Origin of the sequence: Mycobacterium sp. 852013-50091_SCH5140682 (assembly GCF_001665685.1) — a bacterium.
Classification (GTDB): domain Bacteria; phylum Actinomycetota; class Actinomycetes; order Mycobacteriales; family Mycobacteriaceae; genus Mycobacterium.
Genome location: NZ_LZTB01000095.1, coordinates 53,459 through 73,098, shown reverse-complemented (window position 1 = coordinate 73,098; position 19,640 = coordinate 53,459). Strand labels below are relative to the sequence as shown.

The following is a 19,640-nucleotide window of genomic DNA, read 5'->3' as shown; positions in this document are numbered from 1 at the left end:
CTTGTCGGCCGTTACTGGTCTTGGGGGAGGAACGTGCGCAAGCTTCGGCGAGCTTCTCGTGCGGTGCGCAACACCGGAACGCCGGTAGCGGTCGATACCCTGAGTGGCGTGCCGTCACCCTCCCGCCGTGCCCGAATGACCGTCGGCGTGCTCGTTTCGGTACCGTCTCTGCTGCTCAGCGCCTGTACGGTCAGTCCGCCGCCCGCGCCGCAGAGCACCGAAACCACACAGGTCACGCCACCGCCGCCGGCCAAGGCGATGCAGGTGATCATGGCGATCGACTCGATCGGCCCCGGCTTCAACCCCCATCTACTGTCCGATCAGTCGCCCGTGAACGCCGCGATCGCCGCGCTGGTGTTGCCCAGCTCGTTTCGGCCCGTACCCGACCCCAAGTCGCCGACCGGTTCGCGTTGGGAACTCGACACGACACTGCTGGAATCGGCGGAGGTGACGAGCCAGAGCCCCTTCACGGTCACCTACAAGATCAAGCCCGAGGCGCAGTGGACCGACAACGCGCCGATCGCCGCGGACGACTACTGGTATCTGTGGCGACAGATGGTCGGGCAGCCCGGTGTCGTCGACCCGGCCGGCTACGACCTGATCACCGGAGTCCAGTCGGTCGACGGTGGCAAGCAGGTCGTGGTGACCTTCTCGCAGCCGTATCCGGCATGGCGCGAGTTGTTCAACGACATCCTGCCCGCCCACATCGTCAAGGATGTGCCCGGCGGATTCGGCGCCGGGCTGGCCCGGGCCATGCCGGTCACGGGCGGACAGTTCCGGGTGGAGAGCATCGACCCGCAGCGCGACGAGATCCTGCTCGCCCGCAACGACCGATTCTGGAGCGTGCCCGCCAAGCCCGACCTGGTGTTGTTCCGCCGTGGCGGCGCCCCTGCGGCGCTGGCCGACTCGATTCGTAACGGCGACACCCAGGTGGCCCAAGTGCACGGTGGCGCAGCCACTTTCGCGCAGCTCAGTGCCATCCCGGATGTGCGCACCGCGCGGATCGTCACGCCTCGGGTGCTGCAACTCTCGCTGCGCGCGCAGCAGCCGAAACTCGCCGACACCCAGGTGCGCAAGGCCATCCTGAGCCTCATCGACGTCGATCTGCTGGCCTCGGTCGGCGCCGGTGACGACAACACCGTGACACTCGCCCAGGCCCAGGTGCGTTCGCCGTCGGACCCCGGCTACGTGCCGACCGCGCCACCGGCCATGGGCCGTGACGCTGCGCTGGAGCTGCTGCGGGGTGCGGGCTATCAGATCGAGCCTGCCGCACCCCCAACGCCGGGAAATCCGGTGCCGGACAATGGCCGTCAACGCATCACCAAGGACGGGGTGCCGTTGTCCATGGTGCTCGGTGTCGCCTCGAACGACCCGACGTCGGTGGCCGTGGCCAACACCGCGGCCGACCAGTTGCGCAACGTCGGCATCGAAGCCTCGGTGTTGGCTCTGGATCCGGTGGCCCTCTACGGTGACGCGTCGACCACCAATCGCGTCGACGCCATCGTCGGTTGGCATCAGGCCGGGGGAGACCTGGCGACGTCACTCGCGTCGAGGTACGGGTGCCGTGCGCTGGAGGCCACCTCGGTCTCGACGGCCGTGCCCGGACCACCGGCGCCGCCGTCGTCGCCGTCATCGAAGACGACGACCCCTCCGCCGCCGGCCACCGCGACCACCGCAACGCCACCGCCGACGATTCCGGCGCCGGGCTCCGGTGATCTGGTGCAGGCACCCAGCAACATCACCGGCATCTGCGATCGCAGTATCCAGCCGAAAATCGATGCGGCACTTGACGGTAGCGAGAACATTGCCGACGTGATCCAGGCCGTGGAGCCCCGGCTGTGGAACATGTCGACCGTATTGCCGATTCTGCAGGACACCACGATCGTGGCAGCGGGCCCCAGTGTGCAGAACGTCAGTTTGTCCGGCGCGGTGCCCGTGGGCATCGTGGGCGATGCCGGCAGTTGGATGAAAACGAAGTAGCGGCGCTCCCGGGGCGGCCGAGTGCCCTTGGTGCCGAAATAGGGGTGGGCCCCCTCGTCGTGACGAGAAGGCCCACCCGATAGGTGACGGTCAGGCTGCGTTGTGCGAACCTGAACCGCCCGACGAGTTGCCGCCCTCGCCGGAACCCGTCGAATTGCTCTGGCCACCGCTCTTGGATGCGGTCTTCTTGCCGGTCAATCCCTCACCGGCCTTCTTCAGCCCGTCGGTGATGTTCTTGACGGCGCCCTTGACCCCATCCTGAGTCTGCTTGAGCCGGTTGGCACGGGTTGGCGTGGCGGTGCTGGCCGCCTTGTCGCTCGACGCGGTCTTGGCGCCATTACCGGCCGGCGAATCGGTCACTGCAGACCCCGCGGCGGCAGATCCCGATGGAGTGGATTCCGTTGGCGCCGTGCTGGTCTGCTCTGCCGGGGCCGGTGCGACGTCGAGCGTGACAACCTTGGCCGGAGCCTTGGGTGCTGCGCTCAACTGTGCCACGGCGGCGGTCAATGCGGCAGGCGGCGCGATGTCCTTGGCGATGGCATCACGGGCCTGCCGCAGCGCGGAGAGCAATCCGAGGCTCGGTCCGAGCAACCCACCGCCGCCCGCGGCCTCGGCTCCGTTGAGGAACGCATCGGCGATCTGACCGGGCCCGGCAATCACCGCGTTGACGAAGCCGAGCGGGTCGCCGGCCTTGATCGCGTCGACCATGTTCTGGCCGACGTTGCCGCTCACCAGCACCGCAGGATACACGGTGTTGAGTGCGCCCAGCACCGGAATGAGCACGGCCAGTGGATCATTGATGACATTGAGCAGATTCTGCACAGGCTGCTTGACGGCGTTGGTGATCGGCTCCAGCAGCGGCAGGCCTGCCACCAGAACCGGGCTGAGCAGGGCACTCCACGCGGTACCGACAGCACCGTTGATGTCACCGGCGAAGAGCTGAGTGAACGCCAGTTGGAGCTGGGCCGGGATGCCGTACGGATTTGACGGGTCCAGTTGCTGCCCGAGAGCCTCGCCCGCCTGCTGCAGCCCCGCGAAAACCCCTTGGCCGCTGGTGATCTGGTTGGCGACGATCTGTTGCAGAATCGGGAACGGGTCGGCGATTTCCGTGCCGATGAGCGTCCCGACGTTGTTGACGGTGTTGGTGATTAGCTGGACGTACGCCTCGAACGGGTCGACGGCTGCGGAGAGGTTCACCGATGCCGTCGAGACCGCCGGCACGTGAACATCTGGCAGCGGCGGAGCGACGGGGCTGACCGCGATAGCGCCCGCGCCCACCAGTGCCACGCCCGCCGCCAGATAGGACCGTGCGGAATTTGACCGTGCAGCGACTTGCATAGGTTCTCCTTACCCTCGATGTACCCCCGGCAAGGCAAAAGCTACCTGAGAGTAAGATAATGAATCAGCGCTTTTCAAAAGTTTGCATTCATCAGTAAATCGCTGGCAACTTGTCGGCACTGCTGTCAAAACTAGCTGCTCATACACAGTTTTGACGTAGACGTAAGCACGTCTACCCGGATTTGCCACAATGTGTTGATGCAAAAATTTGCATTGAAGCATTCATGTTGCGCAAACAAGTGTCAGCGTCTGCAGCGTGTTAACTCGAAAACTGTGATCGGAGCCCGGTGCAGCGGATTTCCATCGACCCGGCGCGAAATGGTGCTTTGCGGACAGGCCGCGGACGGCCGCCTGATTGCGAAGGTTCTCTATATAGCCTGTCTGTGCATCTCTCGCGCGGTGTCACGCCTGCGCCACGGCGTGTGACCGCATCCGAGGAGTGTTTGCTGGGTGATTCCCGTCGCAACCAGTTGTCGGGAGCCGCCACTTTGGCGGACCGGCCTCGATCGCGTGCGGTGACGGAACTACTTGGCCGGCGCCGGGTTTCGCCGCTCGCTCAGCACCCGCAGCCCGTGCGCGGCAGTGGCCGCGACAAGGAACGGCAACAACACCCACCACGGTGGCCGGGCCAGTTCCCAGACGAACAATGCCGCCCACACCGGTGCGCGCTGCGTGATGGCCAGCACGCCGGCCGCGCATGTCAACGACACCGCCGCGACACTGACCGGGTGCTCGGTCCAGGTGTTGATCGACAGTGCCACAATCGATCCCAGCGCCGACCCGGTGGCCAGCGCGGGTGTCAGCATGCCGCCCACGGCTCCGGCTCGCAGGAAGACCGCGGTGAGGATCGGCTTGAGCAGAAAGATCATGGCTGCCGCGGCCAGCGTCATGCCGCTGTCAAGGCTGACGGTGAGGATGCTCTTACCGTTGCCGGGAAGTTCGGGCCACCGGATCGAGCAGATCCCGATCAGCAGCCCGGCCGCGGCGATCGCCGGGATCAACAACCATGAAGACGGAGTCCTGGCGGGCCGGGCCAGCTCCATGATGCGGTTGAAGGCCAGCCCGGCTCCGAAACTCAACGGCGCCAAGAGCAACGCGAAACCCGTGAGCAGATAAGACAGTTGGGGGTTGGGCCAGTCGAGGGGCGCCGCGGCGTGAGTGACCGGACTCGCGACGGCGACCGCCAGACTGGACGTGATCAACGCGGCGCCGACGGCCCGCGGATGCCATGTCTTGAGCATGATGCGGACCGCGAAGAGCGCGCCGCCCACCGGCACGCTGTAGACCGCCGCGAGCCCCGCGCCCGCGGCGCACGCCAGCAGGATCTCGCGGTCGCGTGGCGTCAGCGCCCATCGCGACGTCCCGAAATCGCCCAGCACGGCGGCAAATTGACGCGGAGCTCCTTCGCGCCCGAGCGACGCGCCAGAGCCCACGAGAAGCACCTGCAGTCCGGCGTCGAGAGTCAACGGGCGCCGCGGTAAGGGGCCACGGTTGGCGATCGCCGCTGACAAACCGGGCACTTCGACCCGGCGGCGCAGCATCCACCAGCCGAAGCCGGCCAAGGCCCCGCCGATCATCGGTCCGACCGCGCGCCGCACTGGGCTGGCACCGGCGACCCCTTCCAGCAGCGAACCGAACGAATAGTGGTAGGTCAGATGCTCGACGGCGTGCAACAGCAGCGTCGTCGCGACACCCGCGAGCCCGGCCATCAACCCGACCACCACGATGCCGCAACCGAACTCGAGGTTCCGCCGATCCACCTTGGTGAATGTAGGGGAACCGGCGTCGTCGTGAGAGCCGAGTGAGTGTGGCCGACCAGGTGGCGACCGGACTACTGTCGCGGTCGATGCCCAACGAAACGCCCCGCCTGCTGTTCGTCCATGCCCACCCGGACGACGAAACCCTCACTACCGGCGCCACTATCGCCCACTACGTCGCGCAAGGTGCGGATGTCCGCGTCGTCACGTGCACGTTGGGCGAAGAAGGCGAAGTGATCGGCGAACGGTACGCCCTGCTGTCCGTGGACCACGCCGACCAACTCGGCGGCTATCGCATCAGCGAACTCACCCGTGCGCTGGGGGCGCTCGGGCTGGGCGCTCCGCATTACCTGGGAGGTCCGGGTCGCTGGCGCGACTCCGGCATGGGCACCCACCACGCCCAGGGGCGCCAGCGTTGGGTCGACGCAGACATGGACGAGGCGGTCGGCGAGCTCGCCGCCGTCATATGCGAGATGCGCCCGCACGTCGTCGTCACCTACGACCCCGAGGGCGGCTACGGCCACCCCGACCACATCCAGACTCACCGGGTCACCACGGCCGCGGTCGCTGCCGCGGCCGACAACGGCTGGACAGTGCCGAAGTTCTACTGGACAGTGACCGCGACCAGCGCGATGGGTGCCGGTTTGGGTGCGCTGTCCGAATTGCCCGAGGGCTGGATCAGAGTCGCCATCGAGGATGTGCCGTTCGGATATCCCGACGACCGCGTCGACGCCGTCGTCGACGCCACCGACCACCTGCCCGCCAAGATCGCTGCGATGCAGGCCCACGCGACCCAGGTCACCGTCGCCCCCGACGGCCGCGCGTGTGCACTGTCGAACAACATCGCGCTGCCGATCATCGGGGAGGAGCACTATCTGCTGGTCTCAGGCGAGGCCGGGCCCCGCGATTCCCGTGGCTGGGAAACCGATCTCCTTGCCGGGTTGGTTCTGGAATAGCGTCGCCCACGCGGGGTAAGCTCCGAAAAATCCGGCAATAGTCAGCGGCGAAGGGAAACCCATGGACCCCGATCTGGATCCGAACCTGCAGCACTGGCAGGACCGGGCGGACAACTTCCAGTGGGTGGTCGGTTCGATGGTCGCGTTGCTCGACAGCATTCCGACCTGACCACGACGACACCGCGCGTCGACGACGCGCCGGCATCTCGTCCGGTCTTCGACCGCATCGTCCTAGCCCTGCTCGCCGTCGACGGCGTCATCTCGGCTGTCCTCGGCGGACTGTTCCTACCGACCTACCTCGGCGTCGTGCCATTTCCCATCAGTGCGTTCCTCAGCGGTGCGCTCAATGCCGCCCTGGTCTGGGCCGCGATGCAATGCACGCAGTCGTTTCGGTTCGCGGCACTGCCGCTGCTGACGTGGTTGGCGACTGTCGCCGTGATGACACTCGGCGGCCCGGGCGGGGACGTGATCTTCACCGGCCACGGCATCATGGCCTACAGCGCGCTGCTGTTCATGGTGGTCGGGGCGCTGCCGCCGGCGCTGCTGCTGCGCCGACGGCTGACCCGCTGACCTAATCGCCGCCCGAGTTGTCCGAGTTGTCCTTCGACGGCTTGTCGGTCTTGTTCACCTTGGTCTTGGTGTCGGTCGTCGTCTTGCCTGCGCCCTTCGCCGCATTACGCAGGCCGTCGGTCGCCTTCTGCACAGTGGACTTGAGGCCCTCCGTGGCGTTGCGGACGCCGTCGCGGACATCGTTGATGCGCGTCTGACGTGACGTGCCGACCGACTTGTCGGTGGTTGCCTGCTTCTGCAGTTGCAGCGACTGCTGCACTGACTTGGGAACGGTGGTGACCTCGTCGGTCTGGGTCGGCGCGGTCGTGCCGGGCAGCGCGTCGGCGACATTCTCCGTCGCGTCCTTCACCAGATCGGCAGCCCCGGAGGCGGCGGTCTCGACGTCGGTCACGACGGTCTGCACGGGGTTCTTCACATCGCCGGTGGCGCCGGTCGTATCGGTGAGGTCGGCGGTGGGCTTGGTTTTCACGTCAGCGACGTTGAGCAGCGAGGCGCCCTCGGTGAGGCCCTTGAAAGCACTGGCCAGCCTTTCGCCCACGCCGGCGAGCGCCGTCGACAACGTCTGCGTCGGTGCGGTCGCTGTCAGAGATGTCGTCTGGGCCGTCGCGGCGAACGGGAGGCCCGGGGGCAGGGGCGGCAGCGGCGGCAGCACCCAGCCGAGGAAGTAGTTGGCTTCCGCGACGACGGTGTTCCACGCTGCCGCGGCGATACTCCAGCCGACATCGACGATGCCATTGGCCCAGACTCCGAGATTCAGCGGAGCATTGAGAACCGGATTGATGAGGTTGTATACGACGCTGTTGGAGATGGGCCTGATCAATTGGTAGTAGAAGATGTCGGTCTGCGCGCCGATCAAGCCGGCGAACGGTACGCCCCACCCGCCGAGCCAGTACGCGATGTCCACGCCGTAGTTCACGCCCCAGTCGACCCACGACTGGATGTACTGATATGCCGAGGTGACGAAATCGCTGGCAGCGTTCTGCGGGGTCACCACCGCATTCGGCGTCGCCAGGGCGGGCGCGGCTCCCGTCGTCGGCCCGCTGCCCGGGACCGGCGCAGGTTTCGGCACGGTAGGCACGGCGGCGGTCATGCGGCTCGCGGCGGCCAGCAGCTCAACCATGGCCTGCGTCAACTGCGGTTGGGCCGATGATGTCGGATGGGCTGGAACTGCGATATCTGCGGGCGTCACCTGGACCGGGGTGAGCGCGATGGTCGTGGCGGTAGCCGCGGCTGCTCCGGCGATGAGATACGAGCGCACAGATACAGTCATGAAAGCTCCCTGGAAGTTCACAGTCCCAACCCGGCCCTTAACCTATCGCGCGCCCCGTCAATAAACATCTGGAATATCCGCGTGTCGTAGCGCTCGGGCGCGTCGGAGCAGGGGGTGACGGTAGTTTGCGTGGTAGCAGGAACGCACCGCGGCAGCGGTCAGTACTACTGTGACCTCTATGGCAGCCGCCAAGGTTTCAGAATGTGAGACGCGTGGATGATTGACGACATCGCCGGGGTTACAGGGGAGTGGCTCTGAACCCCCAGCACGGCGCCGATCTGCCCAGCCCGGTGGTCCCACCGACCGTCAGCGCGGCCGCGTTGAGACGCGTGTTGCGTCGTGCGCGCGACGGCGTCGCGCTCAATGTCGACGAGGCGGCCATCGCGATGACGGCCCGCGGTGACGATCTGGCTGATCTGTGTGCGAGCGCCGCACGAGTTCGCGATGCGGGCCTGGTCTCTGCGGGGCGGCGTGGTGCCACCGGCCGATTGCCGGTCAGTTACTCGCGCAAAGTGTTCATCCCTGTCACGCATCTGTGCCGCGACACGTGCCATTACTGCACGTTTGTCACCGTGCCAGGAAAGCTGCGGGCACAGGGCATGGGCATGTACATGGAGCCCGACGAGATCCTCGACGTCGCCCGGCGCGGGGCCGAACTGGGCTGCAAGGAAGCACTTTTCACTCTCGGTGATCGTCCCGAGGCGCGGTGGGACGAAGCTCGCCAGTGGCTTGACGAGCGCGGCTACGACTCCACGCTCGACTACGTGCGGGCGATGGCCATCCGGGTTCTGGAGGAGACCGGCCTGCTGCCGCACCTCAATCCCGGAGTGATGAGTTGGTCGGAGCTTTCGCGGCTCAAGCCGGTCGCCCCGTCCATGGGGATGATGCTGGAGACCACGTCGCGGCGGCTCTTCGAAACGAAGGGGCTGGCGCACTACGGCAGCCCTGACAAGGATCCGGCGGTCCGGCTGCGCACGCTCGACGACGCGGGTCGACTGTCCATCCCGTTCACCACCGGCCTGCTGGTCGGCATCGGCGAGACGCTCACCGAGCGTGCCGAGACCATGCACGCTATCCGCAAGTCGCACAAGGCATTCGGCCATGTCCAGGAAGTGATCGTGCAGAACTTCCGGGCCAAGGACCACACCGCGATGGCGTCGACGCCCGACGCGGGCGTCGACGATTTCCTGGCCACCATCGCGGTGACGCGCCTGGTGCTCGGCCCGAAGATGCGCATCCAGGCACCGCCGAACCTGGTGTCCAGGGATGAATGCCTGGCGCTGATCGGAGCAGGCGTCGACGACTGGGGCGGGGTGTCACCGCTGACCCCAGATCATGTCAACCCTGAGCGGCCCTGGCCCGCGCTCGACGATCTCGCAGCGGTGACCGCCGAAGCGGGCTACGACCTCGTGCAGCGGCTGACCGCGCAGCCGGCCTACGTCCAGGCCGGGGCGGCGTGGATCGATCCGCGGGTGCGTGGGCATGTCGATGCGCTGGCCGACCCCGATACCGGGCTGGCCCGCGACGTCAATCCGGTGGGCCTGCCGTGGCAGGAGCCGGATGAGGCGTCGGAGTCGTTGGGACGCACCGATTTGCACACCGCGATCGATGTGGAAGGGCGGCGCACCGAGACCCGCAGTGATCTCGACAGCGCGTTCGGCGACTGGGAGTCGATCCGGGAGAAGATCTCCGAGCTGGCCGCGCGGGCGCCGGAGCGCATCGACACCGATGTGCTGGCCGCCTTGCGGTCTGCGGAACGGGACCCGGGCGGGTGCAGCGACGACGAATACCTCGCGTTGGCGACTGCCGACGGGCCGGCATTGGAAGCCGTTGCGGCCCTGGCCGATTCGCTTCGCCGGGAGACCGTTGGCGAGGACGTGACGTTCGTCGTCAACCGCAACATCAACTTCACCAACATCTGCTACACCGGCTGCCGGTTCTGCGCCTTCGCGCAACGCAAGGGCGACGCCGACGCGTACTCGTTGTCGACCGACGAGGTGGCCGACCGGGCCTGGGAGGCGCACGTCGCCGGCGCGACCGAGGTCTGCATGCAGGGCGGCATCGATCCGGAACTGCCCGTCACGGGCTATGCGGATCTGGTGCGGGCCGTCAAGGCGCGGGTGCCGTCCATGCACGTGCACGCGTTCAGTCCGATGGAGATCGCCAACGGCGTGACCCGCAGTGGGCTGTCGGTGCGGGAGTGGCTCATCAGCCTGCGCGAGGCCGGGCTCGACACCATCCCCGGCACGGCCGCCGAGATCCTCGACGACGAGGTGCGCTGGGTGCTGACCAAGGGCAAGCTGCCCACCTCGGAGTGGATCGATGTGGTGACCACCGCGCACGAGGTGGGGCTGCGCTCGTCGTCGACGATGATGTACGGCCACGTCGACACCCCCAAGCACTGGGTGGGGCACCTCAACGTGCTGCGCGGTATCCAGGACCGCACCGGCGGCTTCACCGAGTTCGTGCCGCTGCCGTTCGTGCACCAGTCCTCACCGCTGTATCTGGCAGGTGGTGCGCGGCCGGGGCCGACCCACCGCGACAACCGGGCCGTGCACGCGCTGGCGCGGATCATGTTGCACGGCAGGATCTCTCACATCCAGACCAGCTGGGTCAAGCTCGGTGTCGAGCGCACGCAGGTGATGCTGCGAGGCGGCGCCAACGACCTCGGCGGCACCTTGATGGAAGAGACCATCTCTCGCATGGCCGGTTCGGAGAACGGCTCGGCCAAGACCGTCGAGGAACTCGTCGCCATCGCCGAGGGCATCGGTCGTCCCGCACGCCAGCGCACCACCGATTACTCACCGCTGGCTGCCTGATTCTCTGCACCGCGAGCGTGCGTGTCTGTCCCTCGACACGCCGCTCGCCGGCAACATGTAGCGCACGCTCGTGCTTGCCGAATGTGCGTTGAGGCACCCGGCGTCCCCGCCCGATACGGCATCTGACCCGGCGTCACCTCCCTAAGCCGGCGTCGTCCTATATATCCGCACGCTCAAGCCTGCCGAGCGTGCGCAAAATGCTGGGATTTTGCGGCGTGTCGAGGGACAGACACGCACGTTCGCGGTGCAAGGGGAGGCGGCCGGAAAATTTTTTCGCGGCGACGGGAATGCATGCGGACCGTAGTCCGGTTATGTTTGACGAAGGCGCCGGAACGGCCGGCCCGCCAGACCAAGGAGACATCATGACCGCTGCAACCGCCACTGATCTGACCGCCGGCACCTGGGCCATCGATCCGGTGCATTCCTCGATCAACTTTTCTGTCCGGCATCTGATGGTGAGCAAGGTTCGCGGCAGCTTTGAGACCTTCAGCGGCGCGATCGTCGTGGCCGAGGACGGCACCCCGTCGGTGACCGCCACCATCGACGTCAACTCGATCAACACCCGCAACGAGCAGCGCGACGCGCACGTCCGGTCGGCCGACTTCTTCGACGCCGAGAACCACCCGACCGCCACGTTCGCCTCGACCGGTGTACGGCGCGACGGCGACGACTACGTCGTCGACGGCGACTTCACCCTCAAGGGCGTGACCAAGCCCGTCTCGCTGAAGCTGGAGTACAACGGCGTCAACCCGGGCATGGGCCAGGGGCCGGTCGCCGGCTTCGAGGCCTCGGTCGTGTTGAACCGCAAGGACTTCGGCATCGACATCGAGCTGCCGCTGGAGACCGGTGGCACCGTCGTCGGCGACAAGGTGACCATCACCCTCGAGATCGAGGCGCTCAAGCAGGCCTGAGAACCGCGACTCAACCACCGGCGTGACGCCCGAGCGTCACGCCGGTGTCGTGTTCCGCGGATGCGATGTGCCACGTCCCGCGTGGCCCGAGGTGCGGCTCCCGAACTCGACGCCTTTGTTCGGAACGAACTGGCAGCGCGGTCGTGAGTGTTACAGGCGCGCAGCCAATTCCGTGCCCTGCCTGATGGCCCGTTTGGCGTCCAGTTCGGCGGCGAGCGCGGCGCCGCCGATGACGTGCGGCTCGATACCGTTGCGGCGCAGTCCCTCTTCGAGATCGCGCACCGATTCCTGGCCGGCGCAGATCACCACACTGTCCACCGCCAGTACCCGCGCATCGGTGTGGTCGGGTCCGAAGCTGATATGCAGTCCCTCGTCGTCGATCCGCTCGTAGTTCACCCCGGAAAGCTGGTGTACGCCTTTGGCTTTCAGTGATGCGCGGTGCACCCAGCCGCTGGTCTTACCGAGCGTGCGGCCCTGTGGTCCTTTGGTGCGTTGCAACAGATATACCTCGCGCACCGCCGGCGCAGGCAGCGGTGTGGTGAGTGCGCCGCGCGCCTCTTGCGGATCCGCCGCACCCCACTCTGCTTTCCATTCCTTGAGGTTGAGTGTCGGTGATTGATCGGTCGTCAGGAACTCGCTGACGTCGAATCCGATCCCGCCGGCACCGATGACGGCCACTGACGCGCCTACTGGTGCTCCGGTGATGGCCTGCGCATAGGTGAGCACCTTGGGATGGTCGATGCCGGGAATGTCGGGCAGGCGTGGCGTCACCCCGGTGGCGAGTACCACGTCGTCGAATCCGGTCAGCTCCTCGGCGCCGACGCGGGTCCCGAGCCGTACCCCGACGCCGTGCTTGTCGAGCATGCGGGTGTAGTAACGGATCGTCTCGTTGAACTCTTCCTTGCCGGGAATCCTTCTGGCCAAGTCGAATTGACCGCCGATCACGCTGCCCGCCTCGAAAAGCGTGACCCGGTGGCCGCGCTGGGCTGAGCTCACCGCGGCGGCCAGTCCTGCGGGGCCCGCGCCCACGACGGCCACCGAACGCGCACGCCGGGTGGGACTCAGTGTCAGCGTGGTTTCCCGTCCCGCCCGCGGGTTGAGCAGGCACGACACGTTCTTGTGGACGAAGGCGTGGTCGAGGCAGGCCTGGTTGCACGCGATGCAGGTGTTGATCTCGTCGGCGGTGTCGGCGGCGGCCTTGTTCACCCAGTCCGGATCGCTCAGCAGTGGCCGGGCCATCGAGATGAGCTGGACGTGGGTGTCGGCCAGAATCTGTTCGGCGGCCTGCGGCATGTTGATCCGGTTGGATGCGACCACAGGAATGGTGACGTGTTCGGCGACCGCGCTGCTGATGCCGACGAATGCCGCATTGGGGACCGAGGTGACGATCGTCGGCACCCTGGCCTCATGCCAGCCGAAGCCCGAGTTGATCATCGTCGCCCCGGCCGCCTCGATTTCGGTTGCCAGCGCGACGATCTCGTCCCAGCTCTGGCCGTCCTCCACGTAGTCGGCCATCGACATCCGATAGCACACGATGAAGTCGGTACCGACGGCTTCCCGCACCCGCCGCACGATCTCGACCGGGAAACGGCGCCGCTTCTCCGGAGTGCCGCCCCAGGCGTCGGTGCGCTTATTGGTACGTGGCGCCAGGAACTGGTTGAGCAGATACCCCTCGCTGCCCATGATCTCGACACCGTCGTAACCGGCTTCCCGGGCGAGCAGCGTGCAGCGGACGAAGTCGTCGATGGTGCCTTGGACGTCACGCAGTCGTCGCGGCTTAAATGGGTTGATGGGCGCCTTGATCGACGATGCACTGACCGAAAGCGGGTGATACGCATAGCGTCCGGCGTGCAGGATCTGCAGGAGGATCTTGCCGTCGGCCTCGTGGACCGCCCCGGTGATGCGGCGGTGCCTGCGTGCCTCGGTTGACGACACCATCTGCGATCCCAGCGGCAGCAGCCAACCCGTCCTGTTGGGGGCGTAGCCACCGGTGATGATCAGACCCACGCCGCCGCGGGCGCGTTCGGCGAAATACTCGGCGAGCTTGTCGGTGTCGCGGGCGCGGTCTTCGAGGCCGGTGTGCATCGAGCCCATCACCACTCGGTTACGCAGTGTCGTGAAGCCGAGGTCCAACGGTGACAACAGGTTCGGATAGTTCATCGGGATCCTTCCGGAACTCGGGGACTACAGGGCTTCGGGAACTACAGGGCTTCCAGAACTTCGGAAAGCCACGCGAGTGAGCTCTCCTCGGCACGCATTCCGCCGCGCAACACCAGGTATTGGTGCAGTGCACTGCCCTGCAGCGCCGCCGGATCGGGGAACTGTCGCTTCTGGTACCCGCGGTAGGTGTCGAGCAATGCGGCCCGCTCGGATCGCAGCGCCTCGATCTGTTCGCGCAGTGCGGTGAGATCCCCGTGGGCCGCGCCGCGGACCTTGACGGCCAGATCGCGCGTGCGGGTGTCCGCAGTCGAACCGGCCCTGCCTGCCGGGGGTTTCGGCAGTGGTTCGGCGATCCAGCGGGCCAACTCGGCGCGTCCGGCGGCGGACACGGTGTACACCTTCTTGTCCGGCCTGCCGTACTGCACGACGGGGGTGGCATGCACCCATCCGTCGTTCTCCATGGCCCGCAACGTTCGGTAGATCTGCTGGTGGGAGGCCGCCCAGAAGTAGCCGATCGACCGGTCGAAGCGGCGGGTCAGCTCATAGCCCGAACCGGACTGCTCGCTCAACGACACCAGGATGGCGTGGGGGAGGGCCATGCCCGGAGCCTAGGTGGGACCGCTGGTCCTATGCAACTAGGTGCAGTGGGGTGGAGTGCATAGGCGTGGCGACTGGTCGAGTTGTATCTGCAACGTTTAGTATCAGTAACCGCGAGCCACCCTTAACTGGTGGCGCGCGAAGTTAGGACACACTGAGACGAGCGTCCCGGAATGTGTAACGCATACTGGCGCGCGGGATCACGAGTCCTCAACGAGCCCGACCAGCAGCCCACTGGACAGGAGACACATCAGTGACGTACGTCATTGCCGAACCCTGCGTCGACGTCAAAGACAAGGCGTGCATCGAGGAATGCCCTGTCGACTGCATCTACGAGGGTGGACGCATGCTGTACATCCACCCCGACGAGTGCGTGGACTGCGGTGCATGCGAACCGGTCTGCCCGGTCGAGGCCATCTACTACGAAGACGATGTGCCGGACCAGTGGGCCAGCTACACGCAGGCCAACGCGGACTTCTTCACCGAGCTGGGCTCGCCGGGCGGTGCTTCCAAGGTCGGACAGACCGACAACGACCCGCAGGCCATCAAGGACCTTCCGCCGCAGGGTGAGGACTGATCCTGCCGTTCCTGCCCCGCTCTGACGTCGCGCGCACACCGCGCTCGGCTGCTCTGCCGGAGTTCCCCTGGGACACCCTGGCCGAGGTGACGGACCGCGCCCGGTCGCATCCCGACGGCATCGTGGACCTGTCGGTGGGGACCCCGGTGGACCCGGTGGCCCCACTGATCCGTGAGGCACTCGCGTCGGCGAGTGCCTCACCCGGGTACCCGGCCACCGCGGGAACCCCCGCGCTGCGCGCGTCGGCGACGGCTGCGCTGCGGCGTCGCTACGGCATCACCGATCTGGCGCCCGACGCGGTCCTTCCGGTCATCGGCACCAAAGAGCTGATCGCCTGGCTGCCGACGCTGTTGGGCCTTGGTTCCGGCGACGCGGTCGTGGTCCCGGAGTTGGCCTACCCCACCTACGAGGTCGGTGCGCGGCTGGCGGGCGCTCAGGTCATTCGGGCGGATGCGTTGACCCAGCTCGGTCCGCAGGTGCCCGCGCTGATCTATCTCAACTCGCCGAGCAACCCGACCGGCCGCGTGCTGGGGCTGGACCACCTGCGCAAGGTGGTGACATGGGCACGTGAACGCGGCGTCCTCGTCGCGTCCGACGAGTGCTACCTCGGGCTCAGCTGGGATGCCGACCCGGTCAGCGTGCTGCATCCGACGGTCAGCGACGGTGACCACACCGGGCTTCTGGCCATCCACTCGCTGTCCAAGACGTCGTCCCTGGCGGGCTATCGCGCTGGATTCGTCGCCGGGGATCCTGCGGTGGTCGCCGAGTTGCTGGCGGTGCGCAAGCACGCAGGCATGATCGTCCCGACGCCGGTGCAGGCGGCGATGGTCGCGGCCCTCGACGACGACGAACACGAAGCCGTGCAACGGGATCGGTATGCGCGTCGCCGTGCGGTGCTGCTGCCGGCTCTGCAGTCGGCCGGCTTCACGGTCGAGCACTCCGAGGCCGGGCTCTACCTATGGGCGAGCCGCGGTGAACCGTGCCGGGACACCGTCGCGTGGCTGGCCGAACGCGGCATTCTGGTTGCGCCCGGCGAGTTCTACGGTCCGGCAGGCACCCAGCATGTGCGGGTCGCGTTGACGGCCACCGACGAACGCATCGACGCGGCCGTCGCTCGCCTCGCCTGATCTCTGCTCTGGGCGGCCGAGTGGCCAGTTGTCACCCGAGAAGTGCGGAAAAGTGGGCAACAACTGGCCATTCGACGCCCGGGCAGCAGCCGGCTATCCCTCGAAGCCGTGGTAGTGCATCACGTGCTTGATGCGGGTGTAGTCCTCAAGCCCGTACATCGACAGATCCTTGCCGTAGCCGGAGTGCTTGAAACCACCGTGCGGCATCTCGGCCACCAGCGGGATGTGGGTGTTGATCCACACACAGCCGAAGTCCAGTCGGGCCGACATCCGCGCCGCCACATCGACATTGCGGGTCCACACCGACGAGGCCAACCCGTACTCGGTGCCGTTGGCGTACGCCAGTGCCTCGTCTTCGGTGCTGAACTTCTGTGCGGTGACGACCGGCCCGAAGATCTCGGTCTGGATCAACTCGTCGTCCTGGCGCAGATCGGCGATCAGGGTGGGCTCGAAGAAGAAACCGGCGCCCTCTTTCTTCTTGCCACCGGCCAACACTCGGGCATGCTCGGGCGCCCGTGAGACCAGACCCGAGACGTGGGCCAGCTGGTTGGGATTGTTGATCGGGCCGAACAGGATGTCCTCGTCGTCGGGGTCGTACCCGGTCTTGGTGGCGGCAACCGATTCGGTCATCGCCGCCAGCAGCTCGTCGTAAATGCCCTCCTGGACGATCATGCGAGTGGCGGCGGTGCAGTCCTGGCCGGCGTTGAAATAGCCTGCGGCCGTGACGCCCTCGACGACTGCTGCGATGTCGGCGTCATTGAACACCACCACGGGGGCCTTGCCGCCGAGCTCGAGATGGGCTCGCTTGAGGTCCTGTGCGGCGCTCGTCGCGACTGCGACACCGGCACGGGTCGACCCGGTGATCGACACCAACTGCGGCACCGGGTGTGCGGTGAGCGCGGCGCCGGTATCCCGGTCGCCGCAGACCAGGTTGCACACCCCGGGCGGGAAGATCTCCTGCATCTTCTCGACCATCCAGTACGACGACGCCGGAGTGGTGTCCGACGGCTTGAGCACCACGGTGCAGCCCGCGGCGAGCGCCGGCGCGAACTTCCACACCGACATCATCATCGGGTAGTTCCACGGCGCGACCTGGGCCACCGGACCGACCGGTTCGCGTCGGATGGACGACGTGTGACCGCGCATGTACTCGCCCTGCGAGCGGCCCTCCAGCACCCGCGCGGCGCCGGCGAAGAACCGGATCTGGTCGAGCATCGGCGGAATCTCTTCCGACGCGGTCAGCGAAACCGGCTTGCCGGTGTTTTCGCACTCGATGGCGATGAGCTCGTCGGCGTTCTCCTCGATCACGTCGGCGAGCTTGAGCAGCGCCCGCTGCCGCTCGCTGGGAGTGGACCAGCGCCACGTCTCGAACGCTTTACCGGCCGCCTGGAACGCCAGATCCACATCCGCCGCAGACGAATTCGGCGCTGAGGCGAACACCTCGCCGGTGGACGGGTTGACAATGTCCATCATCTGGCCATCTGAGGCGGTCTGGATTTCTCCGTTGATGATGTTGTGGATGACTTTCTTATCCGACATGTAGATAACTCCGATCAGTGGGGGTGGTGACAGGCGGAAGGCGGGGTCGGCTCGACATCGAGAGCCGGATTGCGGTCGAAGAAGCCTGCCGGTTTGAGCCAGAAGGAGACGGCGTCCACCGGCATGATGGGCCATTCCTCGGGCCGCGGGATGTGATGGATGCCGAAGGTGTACCAGAGCACGACATCGGTGTTGTCGATCGGCCGGTTGGCGGCGGTCCACTCCGGCAGGCCGAGGCCCGGGCCGCTCTGGTTGACGAATTCGCCTGACGGCCAGCGCTCGTCGGGGCTGTTGGGGGTGACCCAGAGCGTGTGGGCGATGGCCTCGGCCCGCTGGAAGATGGGCGAGGCGGGGTCGAACATCGCGGGAAAGGCGGCGCCGGGCACCAGCTTGTACGACGGGTGGGTGCCCAGGCCGTTGGTGGTGTTCTCGTTGACCACTTTCCAGGCCCGCTGGGTGTGCCAGTTGTAGTCCTGCTTGCCCTCCGACTCGGTGCGAAGCGCAGTGTTCTTCTGCCGCAAGGACAATCCGTACGGGTTGTCCGGGCCTATCGGTTCGATCTCGGTTTCGGTTGCGTAGACGGTGTTGTCTGCGCCGTCCACGTCGAGGTCGAGCCGGGCGGTGATGAAGTGCTGGTGGAACGGTGCGTAGGTGTTGGTGTCCACCAGCGTGCCGTGCGGGTACTCCTCACCGTCGCGCAGATGGGTGGTGACCATCAAACCCGTTGCGCGGATCTCACATTCGATATTGCCGTCCTGGTAGAACCGCCAGTACACGAGATATTCGTAATTCGCGACGGTCATGTGGCTGGACACCGTGAGCCTGCGCATGCGGCGCACGTCGGCGCTGCCGCCGTGCTCAACGTGCTTCCACAGCACCGCGTTGTCTTCCTCGTGGATGCAGATCGCGTTGCGGATCGAGTACGGCTCGCCCTTGGTGTCGTGCAACACCGCGTCGAGGTAGCGGATCTCACCGAGGCAGTCGCAGCCCAGCTCCAGCGAGGTGGTCATGAACCCGATGCCCCACTCGCCGATGTCGAAGGCGGTGCGCCGGTAGTGATCCGGGCAGTGGTCGCGGTAGGGTACCGCCATCTCGGCCAGTGACATCCGATGCGCGATGGGCCGCACCCGGCCGTGGTCGTTGTAGCTGACCGTGTGCAGCGTCATGCCCTCGCGGTAGTTGAAACCGACTCGCAGCGACCAGTTCTGCCATTGCAGCAGGTTGCCGTCCAGGGTGAAGGACGGGCCTTCGGGCTGGGTGATGTCCAGGGGTTTCAGCGGTGGGCGAGTGCTGGACTCGCGTAGTTGTGCGGGGATGTTGGCGGGCCTGTACTCGGCCATCACCTCCGGGATGTCGATCGGTTCGCCTTCTTCGATCTCCAGCAGCTCCATCGTGTTCATGTCGACGACGCAGTGGAATCCCCGCAAATGGTGCGCGTAGATGTTGGCGCCGCCGGGGGAGCGCAGCCAGGTGTCGGTCCAGCCGAGCCTCCTGCCCTTGTACCGCTCCGGGATCAGGATGTCGCCGTAGGTCCAGACGTCCATGAACACCATGTCCATGTCGGTGACGCCGCGCCGGGCCAATGCGGCGATCACGTCGGGGTTGCTGCGCATCGCCCGATCGCACTCGTCCCATTCGTCGACGGTGAAGTTGGCTTGCACACCCGGCAGGTGCGTCCAGCTCAATACGGCGTCATCGGTGAGTGAGACGGTGGCCTTATAGGTGCTGTTGGAGTCTCGGTGGAAGCACACCACGAGCGCGCGGCGGTCCGGTGCCGTACCGGTCGTGTCATATGCGGCGAGCTGTTGTTTGTCGGGTTCAGCCAGTTCGATGGAGGCGAACCGCCACCGGTCGTCCACGCCACGGTCACGCCGCACGATGGCGGCTACCTGCCGGAATTCCTCCGGGCCCAGTGGATCAAGTGGGTGAAACGTCCGAACGACGGTGTCAGTCATCGACCCTCCGATGTGATTCAGTTCACGATCTGGATCAGTATGCGAGGGGTGCGATGTTTGCACAGCTGCCGAATTGGCCAATCG

The 19,640-nt window shown here is 66.4% G+C and carries 14 protein-coding genes; 7 read left to right on the top strand and 7 right to left on the bottom strand.

Features of this window, described 5'->3' with window-relative positions; genetic code table 11:
• Positions 1 to 135: 135 nt before the first annotated feature.
• A complete protein-coding gene (locus A5784_RS24110) occupies positions 136 to 1,980 on the top strand; it encodes an ABC transporter family substrate-binding protein (protein WP_064947396.1) in 1,845 nt (614 codons plus the stop codon).
• A gap of 90 nt (positions 1,981 to 2,070) precedes the next feature.
• Here A5784_RS24110 and A5784_RS24105 read toward each other — a convergent pair whose 3' ends face one another.
• Together A5784_RS24105 and A5784_RS24100 are read right to left on the bottom strand one after the other, a co-directional pair.
• A complete protein-coding gene (locus A5784_RS24105) occupies positions 2,071 to 3,318 on the bottom strand; it encodes a hypothetical protein (protein ID WP_064947395.1) in 1,248 nt (415 codons plus the stop codon).
• 524 nt (positions 3,319 to 3,842) lie between these two features.
• Positions 3,843 to 5,078, bottom strand: a complete 1,236-nt coding sequence (locus tag A5784_RS24100; protein WP_064947394.1) for a chloride channel protein — start codon at positions 5,076 to 5,078, stop codon at positions 3,843 to 3,845.
• A gap of 86 nt (positions 5,079 to 5,164) precedes the next feature.
• Here A5784_RS24100 and mshB point away from each other — a divergent pair, with 86 nt between their 5' ends.
• Both mshB and A5784_RS24090 read left to right on the top strand, forming a co-directional pair.
• A complete protein-coding gene (gene mshB, locus A5784_RS24095) occupies positions 5,165 to 6,031 on the top strand; it encodes an N-acetyl-1-D-myo-inositol-2-amino-2-deoxy-alpha-D-glucopyranoside deacetylase (protein ID WP_156750744.1) in 867 nt (288 codons plus the stop codon).
• A 120-nt stretch (positions 6,032 to 6,151) separates the two neighbouring features.
• A complete protein-coding gene (locus A5784_RS24090) occupies positions 6,152 to 6,601 on the top strand; it encodes a hypothetical protein (RefSeq protein ID WP_064947392.1) in 450 nt (149 codons plus the stop codon).
• Position 6,602: 1 nt separating this feature from the next.
• Here A5784_RS24090 and A5784_RS24085 read toward each other — a convergent pair whose 3' ends face one another.
• Positions 6,603 to 7,871 (bottom strand): hypothetical protein, encoded by a 1,269-nt coding sequence (locus A5784_RS24085; RefSeq protein ID WP_156750743.1) that lies wholly within the window; start codon positions 7,869 to 7,871, stop codon positions 6,603 to 6,605.
• A 248-nt stretch (positions 7,872 to 8,119) separates the two neighbouring features.
• On the opposite strand from A5784_RS24085, the gene A5784_RS24080 reads away from it, so the two are divergent.
• Positions 8,120 to 10,690, top strand: coding sequence for a bifunctional FO biosynthesis protein CofGH (locus A5784_RS24080; protein ID WP_064947390.1), 2,571 nt, complete (start codon positions 8,120 to 8,122; stop codon positions 10,688 to 10,690).
• Between the two features lie 362 nt (positions 10,691 to 11,052).
• Positions 11,053 to 11,601, top strand: a complete 549-nt coding sequence (locus tag A5784_RS24075) for a YceI family protein (protein ID WP_064947418.1) — start codon at positions 11,053 to 11,055, stop codon at positions 11,599 to 11,601.
• A gap of 150 nt (positions 11,602 to 11,751) precedes the next feature.
• Here A5784_RS24075 and A5784_RS24070 read toward each other — a convergent pair whose 3' ends face one another.
• Positions 11,752 to 13,761 carry an NADPH-dependent 2,4-dienoyl-CoA reductase gene (locus A5784_RS24070; protein WP_064947389.1) on the bottom strand — a complete coding sequence of 670 codons (2,010 nt, stop codon included), beginning with the start codon at positions 13,759 to 13,761 and terminating at the stop codon, positions 11,752 to 11,754.
• A 41-nt stretch (positions 13,762 to 13,802) separates the two neighbouring features.
• Positions 13,803 to 14,360 (bottom strand): PadR family transcriptional regulator, encoded by a 558-nt coding sequence (locus tag A5784_RS24065; RefSeq protein WP_064947388.1) that lies wholly within the window; start codon positions 14,358 to 14,360, stop codon positions 13,803 to 13,805.
• A 251-nt stretch (positions 14,361 to 14,611) separates the two neighbouring features.
• On the opposite strand from A5784_RS24065, the gene fdxA reads away from it, so the two are divergent.
• Complete coding sequence (fdxA, locus tag A5784_RS24060; protein WP_064947387.1) at positions 14,612 to 14,935, top strand: ferredoxin; 324 nt, start codon at positions 14,612 to 14,614, stop codon at positions 14,933 to 14,935.
• Positions 14,936 to 14,946: 11 nt separating this feature from the next.
• Positions 14,947 to 16,062 (top strand): succinyldiaminopimelate transaminase, encoded by a 1,116-nt coding sequence (gene dapC / locus A5784_RS24055; RefSeq protein WP_064947386.1) that lies wholly within the window; start codon positions 14,947 to 14,949, stop codon positions 16,060 to 16,062.
• A gap of 93 nt (positions 16,063 to 16,155) precedes the next feature.
• Here dapC and A5784_RS24050 read toward each other — a convergent pair whose 3' ends face one another.
• Positions 16,156 to 17,601 carry a gamma-aminobutyraldehyde dehydrogenase gene (locus tag A5784_RS24050; protein ID WP_064947385.1) on the bottom strand — a complete coding sequence of 482 codons (1,446 nt, stop codon included), beginning with the start codon at positions 17,599 to 17,601 and terminating at the stop codon, positions 16,156 to 16,158.
• Between the two features lie 14 nt (positions 17,602 to 17,615).
• The gene (locus A5784_RS24045) at positions 17,616 to 19,556 is read right to left on the bottom strand and encodes a primary-amine oxidase (protein WP_064947384.1); all 1,941 of its coding nucleotides are present in this window, start codon (positions 19,554 to 19,556) and stop codon (positions 17,616 to 17,618) included.
• Positions 19,557 to 19,640 lie beyond the last annotated feature (84 nt).